At 56.8% G+C, this 16035-nt stretch carries 15 protein-coding genes; 6 read left to right on the forward strand and 9 right to left on the reverse strand.

The window, feature by feature from the left end; translation table 11 throughout:
* Positions 1–140: 140 nt before the first annotated feature.
* The 3 genes from I9182_RS01260 to I9182_RS01270 are packed head-to-tail and all read left to right on the forward strand — an operon-like array spanning position 141 to position 3250.
* Positions 141–1157, forward strand: a complete 1017-nt coding sequence (locus tag I9182_RS01260) for a C4-dicarboxylate TRAP transporter substrate-binding protein (RefSeq protein WP_209596704.1) — start codon at positions 141–143, stop codon at positions 1155–1157.
* Between the two features lie 56 nt (positions 1158–1213).
* On the forward strand, positions 1214–1843 hold the full coding sequence (locus tag I9182_RS01265) for a TRAP transporter small permease (protein ID WP_209595978.1): 630 nt from the start codon (positions 1214–1216) through the stop codon (positions 1841–1843).
* Between the two features lie 3 nt (positions 1844–1846).
* Positions 1847–3250 carry a TRAP transporter large permease gene (locus tag I9182_RS01270; RefSeq protein WP_209595979.1) on the forward strand — a complete coding sequence of 468 codons (1404 nt, stop codon included), beginning with the start codon at positions 1847–1849 and terminating at the stop codon, positions 3248–3250.
* Positions 3251–3389: 139 nt separating this feature from the next.
* Here the strand turns inward: I9182_RS01270 and I9182_RS01275 are convergent, their stop codons facing one another.
* The 3 genes from I9182_RS01275 to rocF are packed head-to-tail and all read right to left on the reverse strand — an operon-like array spanning position 3390 to position 6280.
* Positions 3390–4430 (reverse strand): ornithine cyclodeaminase, encoded by a 1041-nt coding sequence (locus tag I9182_RS01275; protein WP_209595981.1) that lies wholly within the window; start codon positions 4428–4430, stop codon positions 3390–3392.
* Positions 4431–4439: 9 nt separating this feature from the next.
* Positions 4440–5360: an arginine deiminase-related protein gene (locus I9182_RS01280; RefSeq protein WP_209595983.1), complete on the reverse strand. Its 921-nt coding sequence runs from the start codon at positions 5358–5360 to the stop codon at positions 4440–4442.
* Positions 5360–6280 (reverse strand): arginase, encoded by a 921-nt coding sequence (gene rocF / locus I9182_RS01285; protein WP_209595985.1) that lies wholly within the window; start codon positions 6278–6280, stop codon positions 5360–5362. The genes I9182_RS01280 and rocF overlap by 1 nt, the downstream gene beginning before the upstream one ends.
* 87 nt (positions 6281–6367) lie before the next feature.
* On the opposite strand from rocF, the gene I9182_RS01290 reads away from it, so the two are divergent.
* Entirely contained in the window at positions 6368–6796 is a 429-nt protein-coding gene (locus tag I9182_RS01290) for an Lrp/AsnC family transcriptional regulator (RefSeq protein WP_209504154.1), read from the forward strand.
* 113 nt (positions 6797–6909) lie between these two features.
* A complete protein-coding gene (mprF, locus tag I9182_RS01295) occupies positions 6910–9519 on the forward strand; it encodes a bifunctional lysylphosphatidylglycerol flippase/synthetase MprF (protein WP_209595987.1) in 2610 nt (869 codons plus the stop codon).
* Positions 9520–9522: 3 nt separating this feature from the next.
* Here the strand turns inward: mprF and I9182_RS01300 are convergent, their stop codons facing one another.
* From I9182_RS01300 to I9182_RS01325, 6 genes are all read right to left on the reverse strand, one after another.
* Entirely contained in the window at positions 9523–11073 is a 1551-nt protein-coding gene (locus I9182_RS01300) for an efflux transporter outer membrane subunit (RefSeq protein ID WP_245222455.1), read from the reverse strand.
* An 11-nt stretch (positions 11074–11084) separates the two neighbouring features.
* Positions 11085–12230 carry an efflux RND transporter periplasmic adaptor subunit gene (locus I9182_RS01305; protein WP_209595992.1) on the reverse strand — a complete coding sequence of 382 codons (1146 nt, stop codon included), beginning with the start codon at positions 12228–12230 and terminating at the stop codon, positions 11085–11087.
* A 21-nt stretch (positions 12231–12251) separates the two neighbouring features.
* Complete coding sequence (locus I9182_RS01310; RefSeq protein WP_209504150.1) at positions 12252–12614, reverse strand: DUF3302 domain-containing protein; 363 nt, start codon at positions 12612–12614, stop codon at positions 12252–12254.
* A 35-nt stretch (positions 12615–12649) separates the two neighbouring features.
* Positions 12650–13219 carry a disulfide bond formation protein B gene (locus tag I9182_RS01315; protein WP_209504149.1) on the reverse strand — a complete coding sequence of 190 codons (570 nt, stop codon included), beginning with the start codon at positions 13217–13219 and terminating at the stop codon, positions 12650–12652.
* Between the two features lie 10 nt (positions 13220–13229).
* Complete coding sequence (locus I9182_RS01320) at positions 13230–13385, reverse strand: DUF5993 family protein (protein ID WP_209595994.1); 156 nt, start codon at positions 13383–13385, stop codon at positions 13230–13232.
* 107 nt (positions 13386–13492) lie between these two features.
* Positions 13493–14254 carry a DeoR/GlpR family DNA-binding transcription regulator gene (locus I9182_RS01325; RefSeq protein WP_209595996.1) on the reverse strand — a complete coding sequence of 254 codons (762 nt, stop codon included), beginning with the start codon at positions 14252–14254 and terminating at the stop codon, positions 13493–13495.
* A 180-nt stretch (positions 14255–14434) separates the two neighbouring features.
* On the opposite strand from I9182_RS01325, the gene glpD reads away from it, so the two are divergent.
* A complete protein-coding gene (gene glpD, locus I9182_RS01330) occupies positions 14435–16021 on the forward strand; it encodes a glycerol-3-phosphate dehydrogenase (RefSeq protein ID WP_209595998.1) in 1587 nt (528 codons plus the stop codon).
* The last annotated feature ends 14 nt before the right edge of the window (positions 16022–16035 follow it).

Here is a 16035-nt window from a genome sequence, read left to right on the forward strand (position 1 = left end):
GTTTTTCTTCGTGCGCAATCCAAGCGGGAACTCCTTCTGAGACCAGCGGAATACCAGCGCAGGGTTGGCACATTAGAATGTTGGCGCTAGCTTGATCCTCAAGCGCCTCGGGAGGAGGCGCATCAATGGGAGATCAAATGATGAAAAACATGTTGAGCGGCGCCGCCGTCGCCGCCCTGAGCTTTGCCTTTGTCGGCGAAGCTTTTGCTACTGAATGGAACGCATCGGTCTGGGGCAAGCGTCGAGCCTTCACCGAACATGTTGAAAAACTGGCCGAGCTTGTCAGTGAAAAAACCGGTGGCGAATTCACCATCAATGTCAGCTATGGCGGTTTGTCCAAGCCGCGTGAAAATCTGGACGGTATTGAAATCGGCGCATTCGAGATGGCTCAGTTCTGTGCGGGTTACCACCGCGACAAAAACCGCGCGATTACCGTTCTGGAGTTGCCTTTTCTCGGCGTGAACAACTTGCAGGAGGAGGTGGCGGTAAGCCATGCGGTATATGACCATCCCGCAGTCAAGGATGAGATGGCCCAATGGAACGCCCGCATCATCATGACCTCACCTATGCCACAGTATAATCTGGTCGGCACCGGCGAGCCGCGCGATGAACTGGCTGATTTTGACGGAATGCGGGTCCGGGCCACTGGTGGTTTGGGGCAAGCCTTCGAGGCGGTCGGAGGTGTTCCGACATCAGTTCCCGCAACCGAAGCGTTCAATGCAATGGAATCCGGTGTGGTCGATACCGTGGCCTTTGCCCAGCACGCACATCTGTCTTTCGGGACGATCAACGAAGCCGACTGGTGGACGGCTAACCTGAACCCGGGAACGGTAAACTGCCCGGTCGTGGTCAACATTGACGCTTACGAGGCTCTGCCGGCCGCGCATCGCGAGGCACTGGACAGCTCGATTGATGAGGCCATTGCGCACTACCTCGCGAATTACGGCGGATTGCTCGAGCAATGGGACGGCGTTCTCCAAGAAAAGGGTGTGCAGAAAGTCATGATCGACGATGCCGTGATCGCGGAGTTCCGCACCAAGGCAGCCGATCCAATCCGTGAAAAGTGGATCGCGGACATGACAGCACAGGGGCTGCCAGCGCAGGATCTTTATGATCTCGTGCAGATGACGCTGACGCAACAGCGCGGCGGCAACTGATCCTGAATCCGGGTGCCTGCCAGGCACCCGGTACACGAATATTGGGGAACACTGGAATGGCAGGAAAGGCCACAGTGCTGGTGGACGGAAGCCGTCTGAGCCAGCTGGATCAGCAGTTGTTGAAACTGGAGCGTTTTCTGGCGCTCATCAGCGGTTTGGCAGTATTTGGCTTGATGGTCCTGGCCGTTATCTCGGTCAGTGGGCGCAATGCCCTGAATGCCCCATTGCCGGGATATGTTGACTGGATCGAACAGGCGATGCCATTGATCGCATTTCTTGGTATTTCTTATGTTCAACGCGACGGTGGCCACATTCGAATGGACATCGTTCTGTCGCGCCTTCACGGCAGAGGGCTGTGGTTGTTTGAACTGATCTCGGTGGTTTTGATCCTACTTCTGATGCTTGCGTTGGTTTGGGGCAGCTGGTCTCACTTCGACCGCTCCTTTGATTTCGGCGCACCATTGTGGAGTCGGGATAGTTCCATTGATATCGGAATTCCGCTGTGGCCCGCCAAACTACTGGCCCCTATCGCGTTTTCTGTTCTGTGCCTGCGGCTTGCCTTGCAGATCTGGGGATATGGCCGGGCTTTTTTGCTGGGACTGGACGCTCCGGTCGCTGTTCCGTTGATTCAGGACGCGGCAGCACAAGCAGCGGCTGAGGCCGAACAGTTCGAAGGGCAGGACTGATTTATGGACACGATTGAAATTGGCCTCTGGGTCACGGGCGGGCTTCTGGTCTTTGTCGTGGTCGGCATGCGCGTGGCTTTTGCTGCGGGTTTGGCCGGGTTAATTGGGCTGATTTGGATTTTTTGGGCCAAGTTTGGGTATGATCCGGCGCGGTTTGGAAAAGCGCTGACTGTTGCGGTCAAAACCGCCGGGCAAGTGCCGCATTCCAAAGTTGCCTCTCATACTCTCAGCCTGATCCCGACCTTTATCCTGATCGGGTATCTGGCTTACTACGCAGGTCTCACGCGGGCATTGTTCGAGGCTGCAAAACGCTGGGTCGCATGGGTTCCCGGAGGGTTGGCGGTTTCAACCGTATTCGCCACCGCTGGTTTCGCCGCGGTGTCGGGTGCCTCGGTTGCCACCTCTGCCGTCTTCGCCCGCATCGCGATCCCGGAAATGCTGAAGGTAGGCTACAACAAACGCTTTGCTGCTGGTGTGGTGGCCGCCGGAGGAACGCTGGCATCACTGATTCCACCATCGGCTATTCTGGTGATCTACGCGATCATCGTCGAGCAGGATGTTGGGAAGCTGCTGTTGGCGGGGTTCATTCCGGGCGCGTTTTCAGCGATCATCTATGCCGTGCTGATTGTCGGGATCGCTGTGATATTTAAATCCGTCGGTCCTCCGGTCACAGGCTTTACATGGAAACAGCGCTTTTCGGCCCTTCCCGGAGCCATTCCTATTGTCGCCGTCATCCTGATTATCATCTGCTTTGTCTATAACCCGTTTGGTGAAAAAGCGTGGGGCACACCGACGGAAGGCGGCGCAATCGGCGCCTTCATTGTCTTCTGCTTCGCGCTGTTTCACGGCATGCGTTGGAGCGAGTTCAAATCCGCGTTGCTAGAGACGGCCAAGCTTACTGCGATGATCTTTTCGATCATCTGGGGCGTTCTGATCTATGTGCGGTTTCTAGGGTTCGCAGACCTTCCCGGCGCCTTTTCTGACTGGATAACTGGGCTCGAGATGGCGCCCATGTTGATCCTGATCTGTATTCTTCTTGCCTACGCCGTGTTGGGCATGTTCATGGATGCGATTGGAATGCTGCTCTTGACCTTACCTGTTGTTTATCCGGCGGTCATGGCGCTGAACGGTGGTGAATCTGTCAGTGCCGCAGACAGTGCGTTTGGCATGTCCGGCCCTATGTGCGCGATCTGGTTCGGAATTCTGGTAGTCAAGATGGCCGAATTCTGTCTGATCACACCGCCCATCGGACTCAACTGCTTTGTCGTCGCCGGGGTGCGACCGGATTTGAGTGTTCAGGATGTTTTCAGGGGTGTGACACCCTTTTTTGTGGCCGACGCGCTGACCATAGCAATGCTCGTGGCTTTCCCTGGTATTGTACTCTACCTGCCATCGCTTGCGGGGTAGGTAGGATGCGAGGCTCTGCCTCGCGCTCCGGGATATTTAAAGCCAGATGAAGAAGGGATCCCCTGCTTCATCTGGCCAACAAATATCCCGGGGGAGGCGCCCGGCACGGGCGGCGGGGGCAGAGCCCCCTTAGGCGCGCCTAACCGGCCCGCATCAGCATTCCGAACAGGTCGCGCGGATCGTCCGGGTCGGCCAACATGTCCAGAGGCTCAAAGAACGCAGTGCCTTCGATCGCCTGCTTGACATAGCGCAGGGCTGAGAAATCTTCGATCGCGAAGCCAACGCTGTCGAACAGGGTGATTTGGCGGTCGTCGGTGCGCCCTTTGGCGGCACCGGTCATAACCTGCCACATCTCGGTCACGGGATGATCGGCATCCAGTGCCTGAATCTCGCCCTCGATCCGGGTTTGCTCGGGGTATTCGACAAAGATGTCTGAGCGCAGCAGGATATCGCGATGCAATTCAGTCTTGCCGGGACAATCGCCACCGATGGCGTTGATGTGGACGCCGGGGCCGACCATGTTGTCGGTGAGTATGGTGGCATATTTCTTGTCGGCCGTGCAGGTGGTGATGATCTGAGCGCCTTCAATAGCGTCTTCCGGCGTCTTGCATGGGATGACCGTCAGGCCTTTGCCTTGCAGGTTTGCGGTGCATTTCGCTGTTGCACCGGGATCGGTATCGTAAAGCCGGACAGTGTCGATCCCGCACATTGCCTTGAAAGCGAGGCATTGAAACTCGGACTGCGCCCCATTGCCGATCATGGCCATGGTGGTGGCATTCTTTGGGGCAAGATAGCGCCCGACCAGAGCAGACGTTGCCGCCGTGCGCAACGCCGTCAGCATCGTCATTTCGGTCAGCAGGGTGGGGTACCCAGTGTATACATCCGCCAGCAAACCGAATGCGGTCACTGTTTGCAGCCCCTCTGAGGTGTTTTTGGGATGGCCGTTCACGTATTTGAACCCATATGCCTCACCATCCGAGGTGGGCATCAGTTCAATCACGCCGTGGGGAGAATGCGCCGGGATACGGGGTGTCTTGTCAAAGCTCTCCCACCGTTTGAAATCGGATTCGATCTGATCGGCAATCTGAACGATCATCTGTTCCACACCGATGTGGTGAACCAGCCGCATCATGTTGTCAACGGACACAAAAGGCACGAGTGCCTTGTCAGAAGGTTGCATCGTACTCTCCTATCGGCGGGCAAGGTGGACGCCTGCAATCATGCAGCGCACTGACCCACCAGCAGTTTCAATTGTTGGGACGGACAGTGGCAAAGGCGTTGCACTGGCTTGGATTATTTTGATTTGATCAGGGGTTAGGGCGCTTAACGCTCGGCTCGACAAGGCCAGCACCAATCCATCGCGTCCCTTCAACTCAATTGCATTCCCCGCAAACTCGGCGATTTGGTCATGAGTCAGATCAATCACGGTTCGACCGGATTCCTCTAACCGATTGCGAATAGTCATGCGGCGGTCGGGGTCCGATATCATGTCGAGGCAGATTAAGGCATAATGAGTGCCGATCCCCATCAATACGTTGGTATGATAAACGTCCCTGCCTTTTGCGTCGCGGGCCTGAAAGGCAATTGGTTCATAGTTGAAATGCGTGCAGAACCGTTCCAGCAAGACCGGGTCGGCGCGATTGGACGTGACCGTATACGCGATGCGGGCAATGTGGTCCAACACCATCGCACCGGTCCCTTCCAGCGCAAGGTTGTCTTGTTCCAGCCCGGAATAGTCTATGACATCCTGCACGCGATACTCGTGTTTGAGCAGTTCGATTACATCGGTTCGCCGCTCGCGTCGGCGAGATGGCACGAACATCGGGTAAACTGCTATGTGACCACCAGGATGTGTGGAAAACCAATTGTTCGGGAAAACGCTGTCGGGTGTGTCGAGATCGCCAAAATCATCAAATACGTGAACAGTGATTCCTGTGTCGCGCAGGCGTTGAACTGCCTGGTCATGCTCATCTCTTGCAGCTTCCGACGTGGTTCCGTCAGACGTGATACTCAGCGTTTGAAACGCGTTGTCATCGCGTGTCTCCGGGTTGGAGGCAAAAGCATGTGGCCGGATCATTACCGCGGCAGATGGTGCTTGTAGCGATAGCATCAGAAACTCCGGGTGGGGCGGTCAAAGATGCGGCGGCCCATAAGTGAGGCGGCCAGATCGACCATCAACTTTGCAGTGCGGCCACGTTCATCCAGAAACGGGTTCAGTTCGACAAGATCCAGAGAACTGACCAGTCCGCTTTCATGCAGCAGTTCCATGACCAGATGGGCTTCGCGCTCGGTCGCGCCGCCGGGAACAGTGGTGCCGACGGCAGGGGCAATGGCCGGGTCCAGGAAATCAACATCCAACGAGACGTGAAGAAGGGCGTTTTCAGCTTTGACGCGATCCAGAAACGCCAGCAACGGCGTCTTGATCCCATGTTCGTCAATGCTGCGCATGTCGGCCAGCATCGCGCGGTTCTGTTCCAGCGCAGAACGTTCCGCCGGATCGACAGAGCGCAGGCCGATCATACCGACGCGGTCCGTGGGCACGATAGCGGGTAAGGGTGGAAGCGCCTCGAATCCTGGCCTTCCTGTAAAATAAGCGACGGGTGTCCCATGCAGGTTGCCGCTGTCTGTGCTGTCGGGGGTGTGAAAGTCACTATGCGCATCCAGCCAAAGAACGAACAGCGGGCGGTCGACCTTAGCAGCATAGGCGGCCATCCCGGTCACGGTTCCCATGGATAATGCATGATCGCCGCCCATGAAGATTGGAATGCCCTGTTCAGCCGCTGTTAATGCGGCCTTGCTTAGCGCTTGTGTCCAACCGATGCATTCGGGCAGCGCGAACAGGTGCGGATGCTCGGGCAAGCCGATTTCTTCAGGTTGTACGTTGCCCCAATCGCAAACGGAGTGACCAAGATCGGTCAAGGCCTGATCCAGCCCGGCCACGCGATATGCGTCGGGACCCATTCGGCAACCCTGACGCCGTTTTCCGGCGTCCATCGGCGCGCCGACTAAAATGATGTTTTTGCGTTCCATGTGGTTCATTTAGGCCGTCACTGTGTCTTGCGTGAAGAGCACAAAATGCTCAAAATGGTTCAGGAAGTTCCTTAATGGGAAAGTGATATGGACGAATTGGATAGTCGTCTGCTGGGCGCATTGCAGCGCGACGCGCGCGCCAGCCTGTCAGAGCTGTCGGAAACGCTTGGTGTGACCCGCACGACGGTGCGCAGCCGTTTGCAACGGCTCAAGCAATCCGGTGAGATCGTCGGTTTTACCGTGTTGACGCGTCGGGATCTGGCGCAAAGCCCGGTACGTGGGCTGATGATGCTGGAAATCGAGGGGCGCGGCACCGAGCGCGTGATGTCCCGGATTGGAGCCATGCGGCAGGTCACAGCGGTCCATTCGACCAACGGCAGTTGGGATTTGATTGCGGAAATCAGTACAGAAACTCTGGCTGAACTGGACGAGGTTTTGTTTCAAATTCGCAAGATTGACGGTGTTACACGTTCGGAAACGAACCTGCTGCTGTCAACGCGCAAGGGGCGGCTCTAGTGCTTTGAGATGAATGCGAATTGTGCCAGAGTTTGTGAGCAGACAGGGTGCGGCTTACCCTAAGGTAGGTCGCTTGCCGTCTAAGGGGTCAGTATATCCGGAAGGCTTACGGCATGACGACATCTGAAAAGGGCGACGAGCCTTTAGCCGGACAATGGGTCGAACGACTTGTTGCCCTGCTGGAAAAACCTTGGCTGCGCATCGCGTTACCGGTCGTTATTACCGGGATTGCCCTTTCGGTTTTGCACGATCTGTCGGCCCATGTGAAATGGTCGGATGTCCAGACCGATATTTCGGCGACATCATGGAAACTGATGTTTTTTGCGGTGTGCTGGACAGCGTTTAGCTTTTTGTCGCTGTCGCTTTATGATGTGTTCGCGGTACAAAGCGTGGCGGACGGGAAGGTGCCGTTACCTGTCGCGGGGATGGCCGGAGCCAGCGGATACGCGGTTTCGAACTGCCTTGGGTTTTCCTACATTACAGGAACTGCGATCCGGTATCGTATATATGCGTCGCTTGGCTTGGACCTTGGCCGGGTGGCTGGCGTAATCGCGACCTCGTGGGTGGCGTTCTGGATGGGTCTGATCCTGATTTTGGGTTTGTTGCTGACCCTGCACCCGGATGGAATATCCAAGGTGATGCCCGTCAGCGAAACGGCCGAAACCATCATAGGATTGTGCTTGCTGGCTGCATTTGTCGCGATGTTCATATGGTTGTCCAGCGGTGGCCGGCGGTTGGCTGTTGCAGGCGTCGGTTTCGATCTGCCCGGCGGGAAACTGGCGGGCCTGCTGACGTTGGCTGCCATTGGCGACCTATTTGGCGCATCCATGGTGCTTTACGTTTTGATGCCGGATGATCTGGGTGTCGGGTACCCGTACTTCTTCACGATCTATATCGCTGCCATTGCCGTTGGGATTCTAAGCCATGCGCCGGGTGGGATCGGCGTGTTTGAGGCGACATTGATTGCCGGTCTGGGGGCGTCGGGCCGTTCGGATGTGATTGCTGCGTTGCTGCTGTACCGGGTGGTTTATACTTTTCTGCCATTTGCAGTCGCCAGCCTTTCCATTGCCGTTGCATCTGCCTTGACGCAAAGACACATGATTGGTGGTGCCGCCATCTGGGTCTATCGCGTGATCCGTCCCATGGTTCCGATGGTCGCGGCCGGGGTTGCCGCGGCGGCCGGAGTGATCTTGCTGGTGTCGGGCGCTTTGCCAGCTGGGGCGCAAAAGCTCGGCACGCTGAAAGATATTCTGCCGCTTTCGTTTGTCGAGGCTTCGCATCTAGCAGGCAGCGTCGTAGGCGTGTTGCTGTTGCTGGTCTCGCGCGGGTTGTTCCGCAAGCTCTACTGGGCATGGATCGTTGCGATGGTGCTGATGGGGGCAGGGTTCTTTGCTTCGCTTGCAAAGGGGCTCGACATCCACGAAGCGCTTTCGATGCTGGGAACGATTGGTCTGCTGGCCATGTTTCGTGGCGCGTTCTACCGAGTCAGCGGCGCGTCGATATTTAGGCTGAACATCCCATGGCTGATCAGTGTCGTGGTTCTGCTGGCGGTGATTTTCTGGATCGGGCTGTTTGCATATTCGCATGTCGAATACCAAAACGATCTGTGGTGGCAGTTTGCCTGGAACGGTGACGCTTCGCGCTTTCTGCGGTCCAGCCTTGTTGTGGCCGTGATCGTGGGCATTGTTGCCGTGAACTCTCTGTTCGGGCGTGAGATACCGACACCGCAGCGGGTTGAAATCCCAGAGGTTGTGGAGCAGCTGGTGATGGAGAGTGAGGATACGGAATCCCAGATCTCGCTTACCGGCGACAAGCAATTCCTGATCTCACCGGATGAGACCGCGTTTATCGCCTACGCCGACACGGGCAATGCGCTGATTTCAAAAGGAGAACCTGTTGGTGACGAGAGGGCCGGGCAGCAACTGATCTGGCAACTTCGGGAAATGGCGGATCGCGAAGGTAAACTCTGCGCGTTCTACAGTGTCTCGACCAAATATCTGCCGACTTTTCTGGATCTTGGACTGTCGATCCTGAAGATTGGTGAGGTTGCGCGGGTGTCATTGCACGACTTCTCACTGGACGGAAAGTCGCGCAAGCGGTTCCGGCAGGCCAAGAACCGTGCTCAACGCGAAGGATATGTGTTCGAGATCATTCCGAAGGAAGAACTGGCGCCTCTGTTGCCAGACTTGCGTGGGATTTCAGACCGCTGGCTTGCGCAAAAGGCCGGTGCAGAAAAGGGCTTTGCGCTGGGTGGATTTGATGATCAATACCTGTCCTATTTCGATCATGCGATCCTGCGTGATGGCAACACCGGCAAGATCATGGCCTTTGCCAACCTGTTCCAAGGGGGAAATAAATCCGAGTTATCACTGGACCTTATGCGCTATGAACCCGATAGCCCAAGTTTCGTCATGGACGCTCTTTTCGCCGACATGATGGATTGGGGTGCGCAGCAGGGTTTTCACTGGTTTTCACTGGGTGCCGCACCGTTCTCAGGGATTGAGAACCGTCAGCTTGCCTCGCTTTGGAACCGGATTGGAGGGTTCGTTTACGAACATGGCGAACAGTTCTACCATTTTGAGGGTCTTCGTGCGTTCAAGCAGAAGTTCGATCCGGAATGGAGCCCGAATTATCTGGCCAGCCCCGGCGGGCTGGCCGCGCCCCGCATCCTCTATGAGGTCAATATCCTGATCTCGGGCGGGTTGCGCGGGTTAACCAAGTAGCACCTAATTCAGGCTCGCGCGGGTTGGGGTTTTCTGCAGCAGATCGCCCCAATCCGTGCGATAGGCCATCTCGGCCAGAACGGTTTCAGGCAGGAATTCCTGATTTTGACGGATTTGCCATCCGCCGCCCAGGCCCTTGTAAACCGCCACCAGGTTGCTGGATACTTGCTGCCGCGCCTCGATCAGGTTGGCCTGTGATCGCAATAGCGCGGTCTGGGTGTTCAGAACACGCGAATAATCGGCAATGCCGTCTGTATACTGGTTGACGGCGATTTCGGCAGCTTTGCGTGAGGCCTCGACACTTTGCTGATAGAACCCGACCTGCTTACGTGCCTGCGCATAAGCGACCATGGCACTTTCAACTTCGGAATAAGCGGTCAGCACAGTGTTCTGATAATTCGCAATCAGCGCCTGGTAAGCGGCGTCTTGCGCGCGAACATTGTTCTTGATGCGGCCATAGTTCAGCACATTCCAGACCACACCAGCACTGGCCAGTCCCGTTGTGCTGCCACCGCTGAACAGATCGCGCCCGCCGGATGCCTGCAGACCGATCGCGCCCGACAGGATAAATTGGGGATACAGGTCCGCCATCGCGATGCCCACCTGTGCTGATTGCGTGGCTGCCGCCAGTTCAGCCGCGCGCACATCCGGGCGGCGGCGCAGCAATTCAGCGGGAACGCCCACAGCCACATTTGCTCGGGCCGATGGAATGCGTCCGGTATTGCCCAACAGACCGGTCATGCGTGAAGGTGTTGTGCCCAACAACACCGCAAGCGCGTTCTTGGTCTGTTGCAGGTCGCTTTCCAGTTCCGGTACAAGCGCCTTAGTGTTGTTCAGTAGGGCGGTGGATTCTTGCACGTCCAGTTCCGTGGTGACGCCATTGTTGAACCGCAGCTGAGTCAGGTCTGCCGAGTCCTGCTGCAATTTGATGTTCTCGCGCGCAATTGCCAGCGTCTCCTGCAACGCCCGGATATTGACGTAAAGCGCGGCGACGTCCCCGGTCAGCGTAACCAACGCGTCGTCGTAATTCGCCACTTGCAGGGCCAGGTTGGATCGCGCCGCCTGAACACCGCGCCGCTGGGCACCCCAGACGTCCAGCTCCCACTGGGCATCGAAGCCGACTTGCGAGGTCGAGAATTCGGTATCCAGCGGGATGACGCGATTAACATCCGAAATCGGCCCCAGGTTGTCACTGATCTGGCGCCGTTCAAGCGATCCGCCTATGGCCTGCGACTGTGGATAAAGCTCGCCAAAGGCGATACCCAGTTGTGCGCGAGCCTGCAAAACCCGCGCGCCAGCGACCTGAAGTGTCAGGTTCTGGGCGTAGGCCTCGGCAATCAGTTTGTTGAGGGTCGGATCATTGAATGTCTGCCACCATTTCACGACAGGCGCACTGCGCGACGTCAGCCCGCTTTGACCAGTGCTGGGGTTGTTGACCTCGATCCACTGTTTCACGACCGGTGAGTTGGGGCGCACGAAATCCGGCCCAACGGGTGTGCAGGCCGCAAGAGTGGCGGCACAAATGGCGGTTCCCAGCAACCTGCGGAGTGTCATGGCGCGCATCCTCAGATATCCAGAGGTCGGATGAAGTTGGCGAAAGAATAGAGGCGGATGTTGATACGCCTCAGAAACTCAAAACTTTTGCCTTGGCCTGTATAGATCGCCACTGCGGCATGGCCGCCCGCTGGGAAAATGTGGTCTTCCGGAACATCGACGGTGATCTGAACAGCAATCCGACCGGGCAGTTTGGGCAGCTCGAAACCGGGCAGGCGGCCCGACGGGATGAGTTGCCCTTGCCGGGTCGCCCACCAGATCGCTTCGACCTTGCCTGTTAGGATTTCACCGGGATAAAGATCAAGTGCGACTTCGACCTCTTGCCCCGGCTCGACAAATTTCAGGTTCTGCTGGCGGAATGTGGCAAGGATATAAGGGCTTTCATCAGTCACAAAGCTGGCAATCGCACCCAACCGGACGTCACCGACTACCAATCCGGGACGAGCCTGCTGCGAAACGATCATGCCATTTTCAGGCGCATAGATTGTTGTGTTTTCCAGAAAATACTCGGCTTCGGCCAATTGCGCCTGCGCCTGAAGGATGCCGGTGTTCACGCCGTCAATCTGCGATTCCAGCGCCAGCTGAGCCTTGGCCAGGTTCGCCTCGGCCTGTTTGACGGCGGCCTGATCTTCTGTCACCTGTTCGTTCCAACGGTCGAGGTCGTCCTGACGGGCGCCTCCGGCGGGAACAAGGTTTTCATACCTTGCCTGTTGAGTTTGCGCATAAGCCAGTTGTGCATTGGCCCGTTCGACAGCTTCGGTCGAGGCAATGACATCCTGTTCAAGGATCTTGGCGTTCTGCTGTGCCGCCACCAACTGGGCCTGCGCATTATCGACCGCCAGAGAAAACACCGTATCGTCGAACCGATAAAGCGGATCGCCCTTTGTGACCGGTGTGTTCGGTTCAACAAGCACCTCGGACAGGATCGTCGGCTGTGTCAGCTTAGGGATGATCTGTATTGTCGAACGCACCACGTGGCTGTCTGCCGAAAACGGCTGAAAGAAGCGCAATGCCACAAGGAAGATCAGCAGCAGATGTGCGCCCACCCAGAACGAAACAATGCCCCAGGCTATGTTGAACTTCAGCCATTCCAGCTTGAAGAAAATGAGCCAGACGAAAATGATGTAGAACAGCGTGATGCCGAGGGCGACGAACATAGGTATTAGGGTCCTTCGGCTTTAACCGGGTTGTGTGTCGTCTGTGTCCAGACGATCCTGGTATTCGGGCTTGACCTTGCCGCCCAGACGTTTGATTTCATCGCGAATGGCATCTTTTTCCTCGTCCGGGCCGCGGCGAATATCGACCGTGACGCCATCGTGGAAAGCCCACATGAAAGCGTGAACCCAAGGCACGACAGCCAAGAACCCCATCCATCCCATGATCTTTACAGCTTCGGCATGGGGATGATTGCGTTTGATCGCGATCCGCCCCGGAAGGCCCATAATGAACAGGAACAGCGCCATAACCGCTGCAAGTAGCAGGATCAGCGCGGCAAATGTCAGATAGTCATAGTAGCCAAGCGGCTGGCCCAATAGTCCCATGCGTTTGCCTCCATCAGGGGAAGGTTAGGGTATCCTCAATCATTCGCTTTCAGTTCGTCAATCAACTTGTAGTCCGTAGGCGGGTCATCACAAATGCCCGGTCCGCATTCCAGCAGAGTTGAACCGGCATTCAGCACGGCCAGTGCCAGCATGACAAAGAAGGCGGTTTTGGCCAGCTTGTTTCCCCCAAATCGCCCCTCGCTGGTCGCGCCCGAGTCGTATTGGCGATCAAAAAGCAGCATGAACGACGTACCCAGCAGGACAAGGAAAAAGGCGATGCCCGCCCAAGTGTAGTAATGCAGCCCCAGAACGGGCGAACCGTAGTGGCCGGTTCCCGGCACAATGTGCAACAGGATTTGCCGGATCGAAACGCTGCCGCCATACAAAGCGGCAATCAGCATGATGGCATAGTGCTGCGGTCGCGCGCCATACAGCAGGTTCAAGCCCAGCCCGACGCCGACAGCAACAAAGCCGACACGCTGCAACAGGCAAAGCGGGCAGGGTAGTTCGTAAAGGACAAGTTGATAGAAAAACGCCAGCGCCAGAACAAGACAGACAGCCAGCATTCCGATCGCGTTCAGTGTACGTGACAGTTCGGGTGTCATGACGAGGCCCTCAAAGCTGAATTGTCAGCTGACTGGTGGCGTGGAATTTCAACCAGTAGATACTCAGGGCGATTGTGAGGAAGAACAGCGCATTGCCTGCCTTCGTCATGTTGAAATAGTTGAGCCCCATCGTGGCGGTAAGTAGTGCAAATAAAAGCGCAATCATGGCCCGGTGCTCCCCTCCCGTGCACATATCTTTGTGCAGACGATAGTGTCAGGCCGGGTGGCATCTGGCAAGCGACGCGGTAATTTTGAGACTATTCTTAATGTCCGCTAGTTACACAGGATGATGTTCGTTTGCCATTCCTGACTGCGCAGGTGCAGATTGCCAGGTAACGGCGCATCCGTGTAGATCGCGTCGATTTCAGCCAAAGAAGCGATGCACGCCGGGGCAGAGCGGTGAAACTTTGAATGGTCGGCAACCAGAAATGTACGGCGTGCCCGCGCAATGATGGTCTGGCTGACTTGTACCTCCTGAAAATCGAAGTCCAGAAGATCTCCGTCAATGTCCAAAGCTGAACAGCCGATCACGGCAAGATCAAATTTGAATTGCCGAATGGTCGAAACGGTCAGGTTCCCGATCAACCCGCCGTCTGTGCGCCGCAGGACGCCACCGGCCATGACGACCTCACAATCCGGGTTCTCAATCAGAATGTTTGCGACGTTCATGTTGTTGGTCACAACCATCAGATTCTTGTGGTTCAGCAATTGCCGCGCCACTGCCTCGGTCGAGGTTCCGATGTTCATGAAGATCGACGCACCGTCGGGTATATCGGTGGCGCAAGCCTGTGCAATACGGGTCTTGGCGTCGGCGTTCAGGGCACGGCGGTCTTCATATCCTATGTTGGAAACGCCCGAGCGCAGAACCGCGCCGCCATGCACCCGATCCAGTTTACCTGCCTCGGCCAGCTCGGTCAGGTCGCGCCGGATCGTCTGGACCGTGACACCAAATCTTTCGGCCAACCCGTCAACGGTGACGCGACCTTCGGCCCCGGCAATGTCCAGAATGTCAGATTGGCGGAAAGACAGCGACATGGGTGTTTCCAGACTTGAAGTATTTCTTTCGTTTTTGTTCTTTCTGGCCGGTTTTGCAAGAACGGCATGCGAAAATATCAGGTCAGTGTTGCAAAACGAAGAAATTCGAACATAAACATTGACCATACGAAGAATGTTCTGGCAAATGCCTATCATCCATCCTGACAAGGAATCATTGGCATGCAGTCAGCGGACGTTCAGACAACGGACCTTTTTATCATCGGTGGCGGGATCAATGGTTGCGGCATCGCACGGGATGCTGCTGGCCGCGGGCTGTCAGTTGCTTTGGCAGAGATGAATGATCTGGCCTCGGCCACATCATCAGCCTCGACCAAACTGTTTCATGGCGGGTTACGGTATCTGGAGTATTTCGAAATCCGTCTGGTGCGCGAGGCCCTGATCGAGCGTGAAACCCTGTTGCGCGCGATGCCGCATATCAGCTGGCTGATGCGCTTTGTGCTGCCCTACCACAAGGACATGCGGTTTGACTCGGAAACGCCGACCTCACGGCTACTCAGCACGGTCATGCCGTGGATGCGGGGGCGGCGTCCGGCCTGGCTGATCCGGTTGGGTTTGTTCATGTATGACAATCTGGGTGGCCGCAAAATTCTGCCGGGCACCACGTCGCTGAACCTGCGATCGGCTCCGGAAGGCGCCCCGCTACAGGACAAGTTCGAAACGGCTTATGAATACTCTGATTGCTGGATCGAAGATTCACGGTTGGTGGTCCTGAATGCCCGCGACGCCGAGGCGCGCGGTGCGCAGATCATGGTGCGAACCGAGGTGATTTCGGCCGAGCGGGTGGACGACCTTTGGCAGGTATCCATTCGTGATCGCAACAGCGGCGAAATCCGTCTTGTCCTGGCCAGAATGCTGATCAATGCGGGTGGCCCTTGGGTCGGGGACATCATCCAGACCAAGATCCGTGTGAACTCACGCGAGGGTGTTCGGCTAGTTCGGGGCAGCCATATTGTGACGCCCCGGCTGTATGACCACGACAAGTGCTATTTTTTTCAGGGCGAAGACGGCCGCATCATTTTCGCCATACCATACGAGCAGGATTTTACCCTGATCGGCACAACGGATCAGGATCACCCAGACCCTGACACGAAACCCGTCTGTACCGAGGCCGAGCAGGAGTACTTGTGCGCCTTCGCTTCGAAGTATTTCAAGCGCGCTGTGACCCGCGAAGATGTTGTGTGGACCTATTCCGGTGTGCGGCCGCTTTATGACGACGGCGCCAGCAGTGCCACCGCCGCAACGCGGGATTACACCCTGAAGGTCGATGCGCAGGGTGGGGCGCCTGTATTGAACGTGTTTGGCGGCAAGATCACCACCTATCGCCGGCTTGCGGAAAGTGCTCTGGAAAAGGTTGGTGAATTCTTTCCGAATATGCCGGGCCCCTGGACCGCCGGTGTGACGCTGCCGGGCGGTGACTTTCCGGTTGACGCTGTTGAAGCCCTGACTGATCAGCTTTTGGCCAGGTATCCGTTTCTGGGTGCCGCCTGGGCTGCACGCCTGATCAGGGCCTATGGAACCGAAGCAACAGATGTCCTTGGGGATGCGCAGCAGCTGTCTGATCTGGGTGAGGATTTTGGCGCAACCCTGACCGAGCGGGAGGTCGTGTGGCTGATCGACAAGGAATATGCACGGACCGCCGAAGATGTCGTCTGGAGGCGCAACAAGCTGGGCCTGCGACTGAGTGCGGAGCAGATCGCGCGGATCGACGGTTGGATGACCGAACGGCGGATCAGCAGCACGGCCTGATCCATCTTTCTGTC

The sequence above is a fragment of the Ruegeria sp. HKCCSP351 genome (genome assembly GCF_017872535.1).
In the GTDB taxonomy this organism is placed as follows: domain Bacteria; phylum Pseudomonadota; class Alphaproteobacteria; order Rhodobacterales; family Rhodobacteraceae; genus Ruegeria.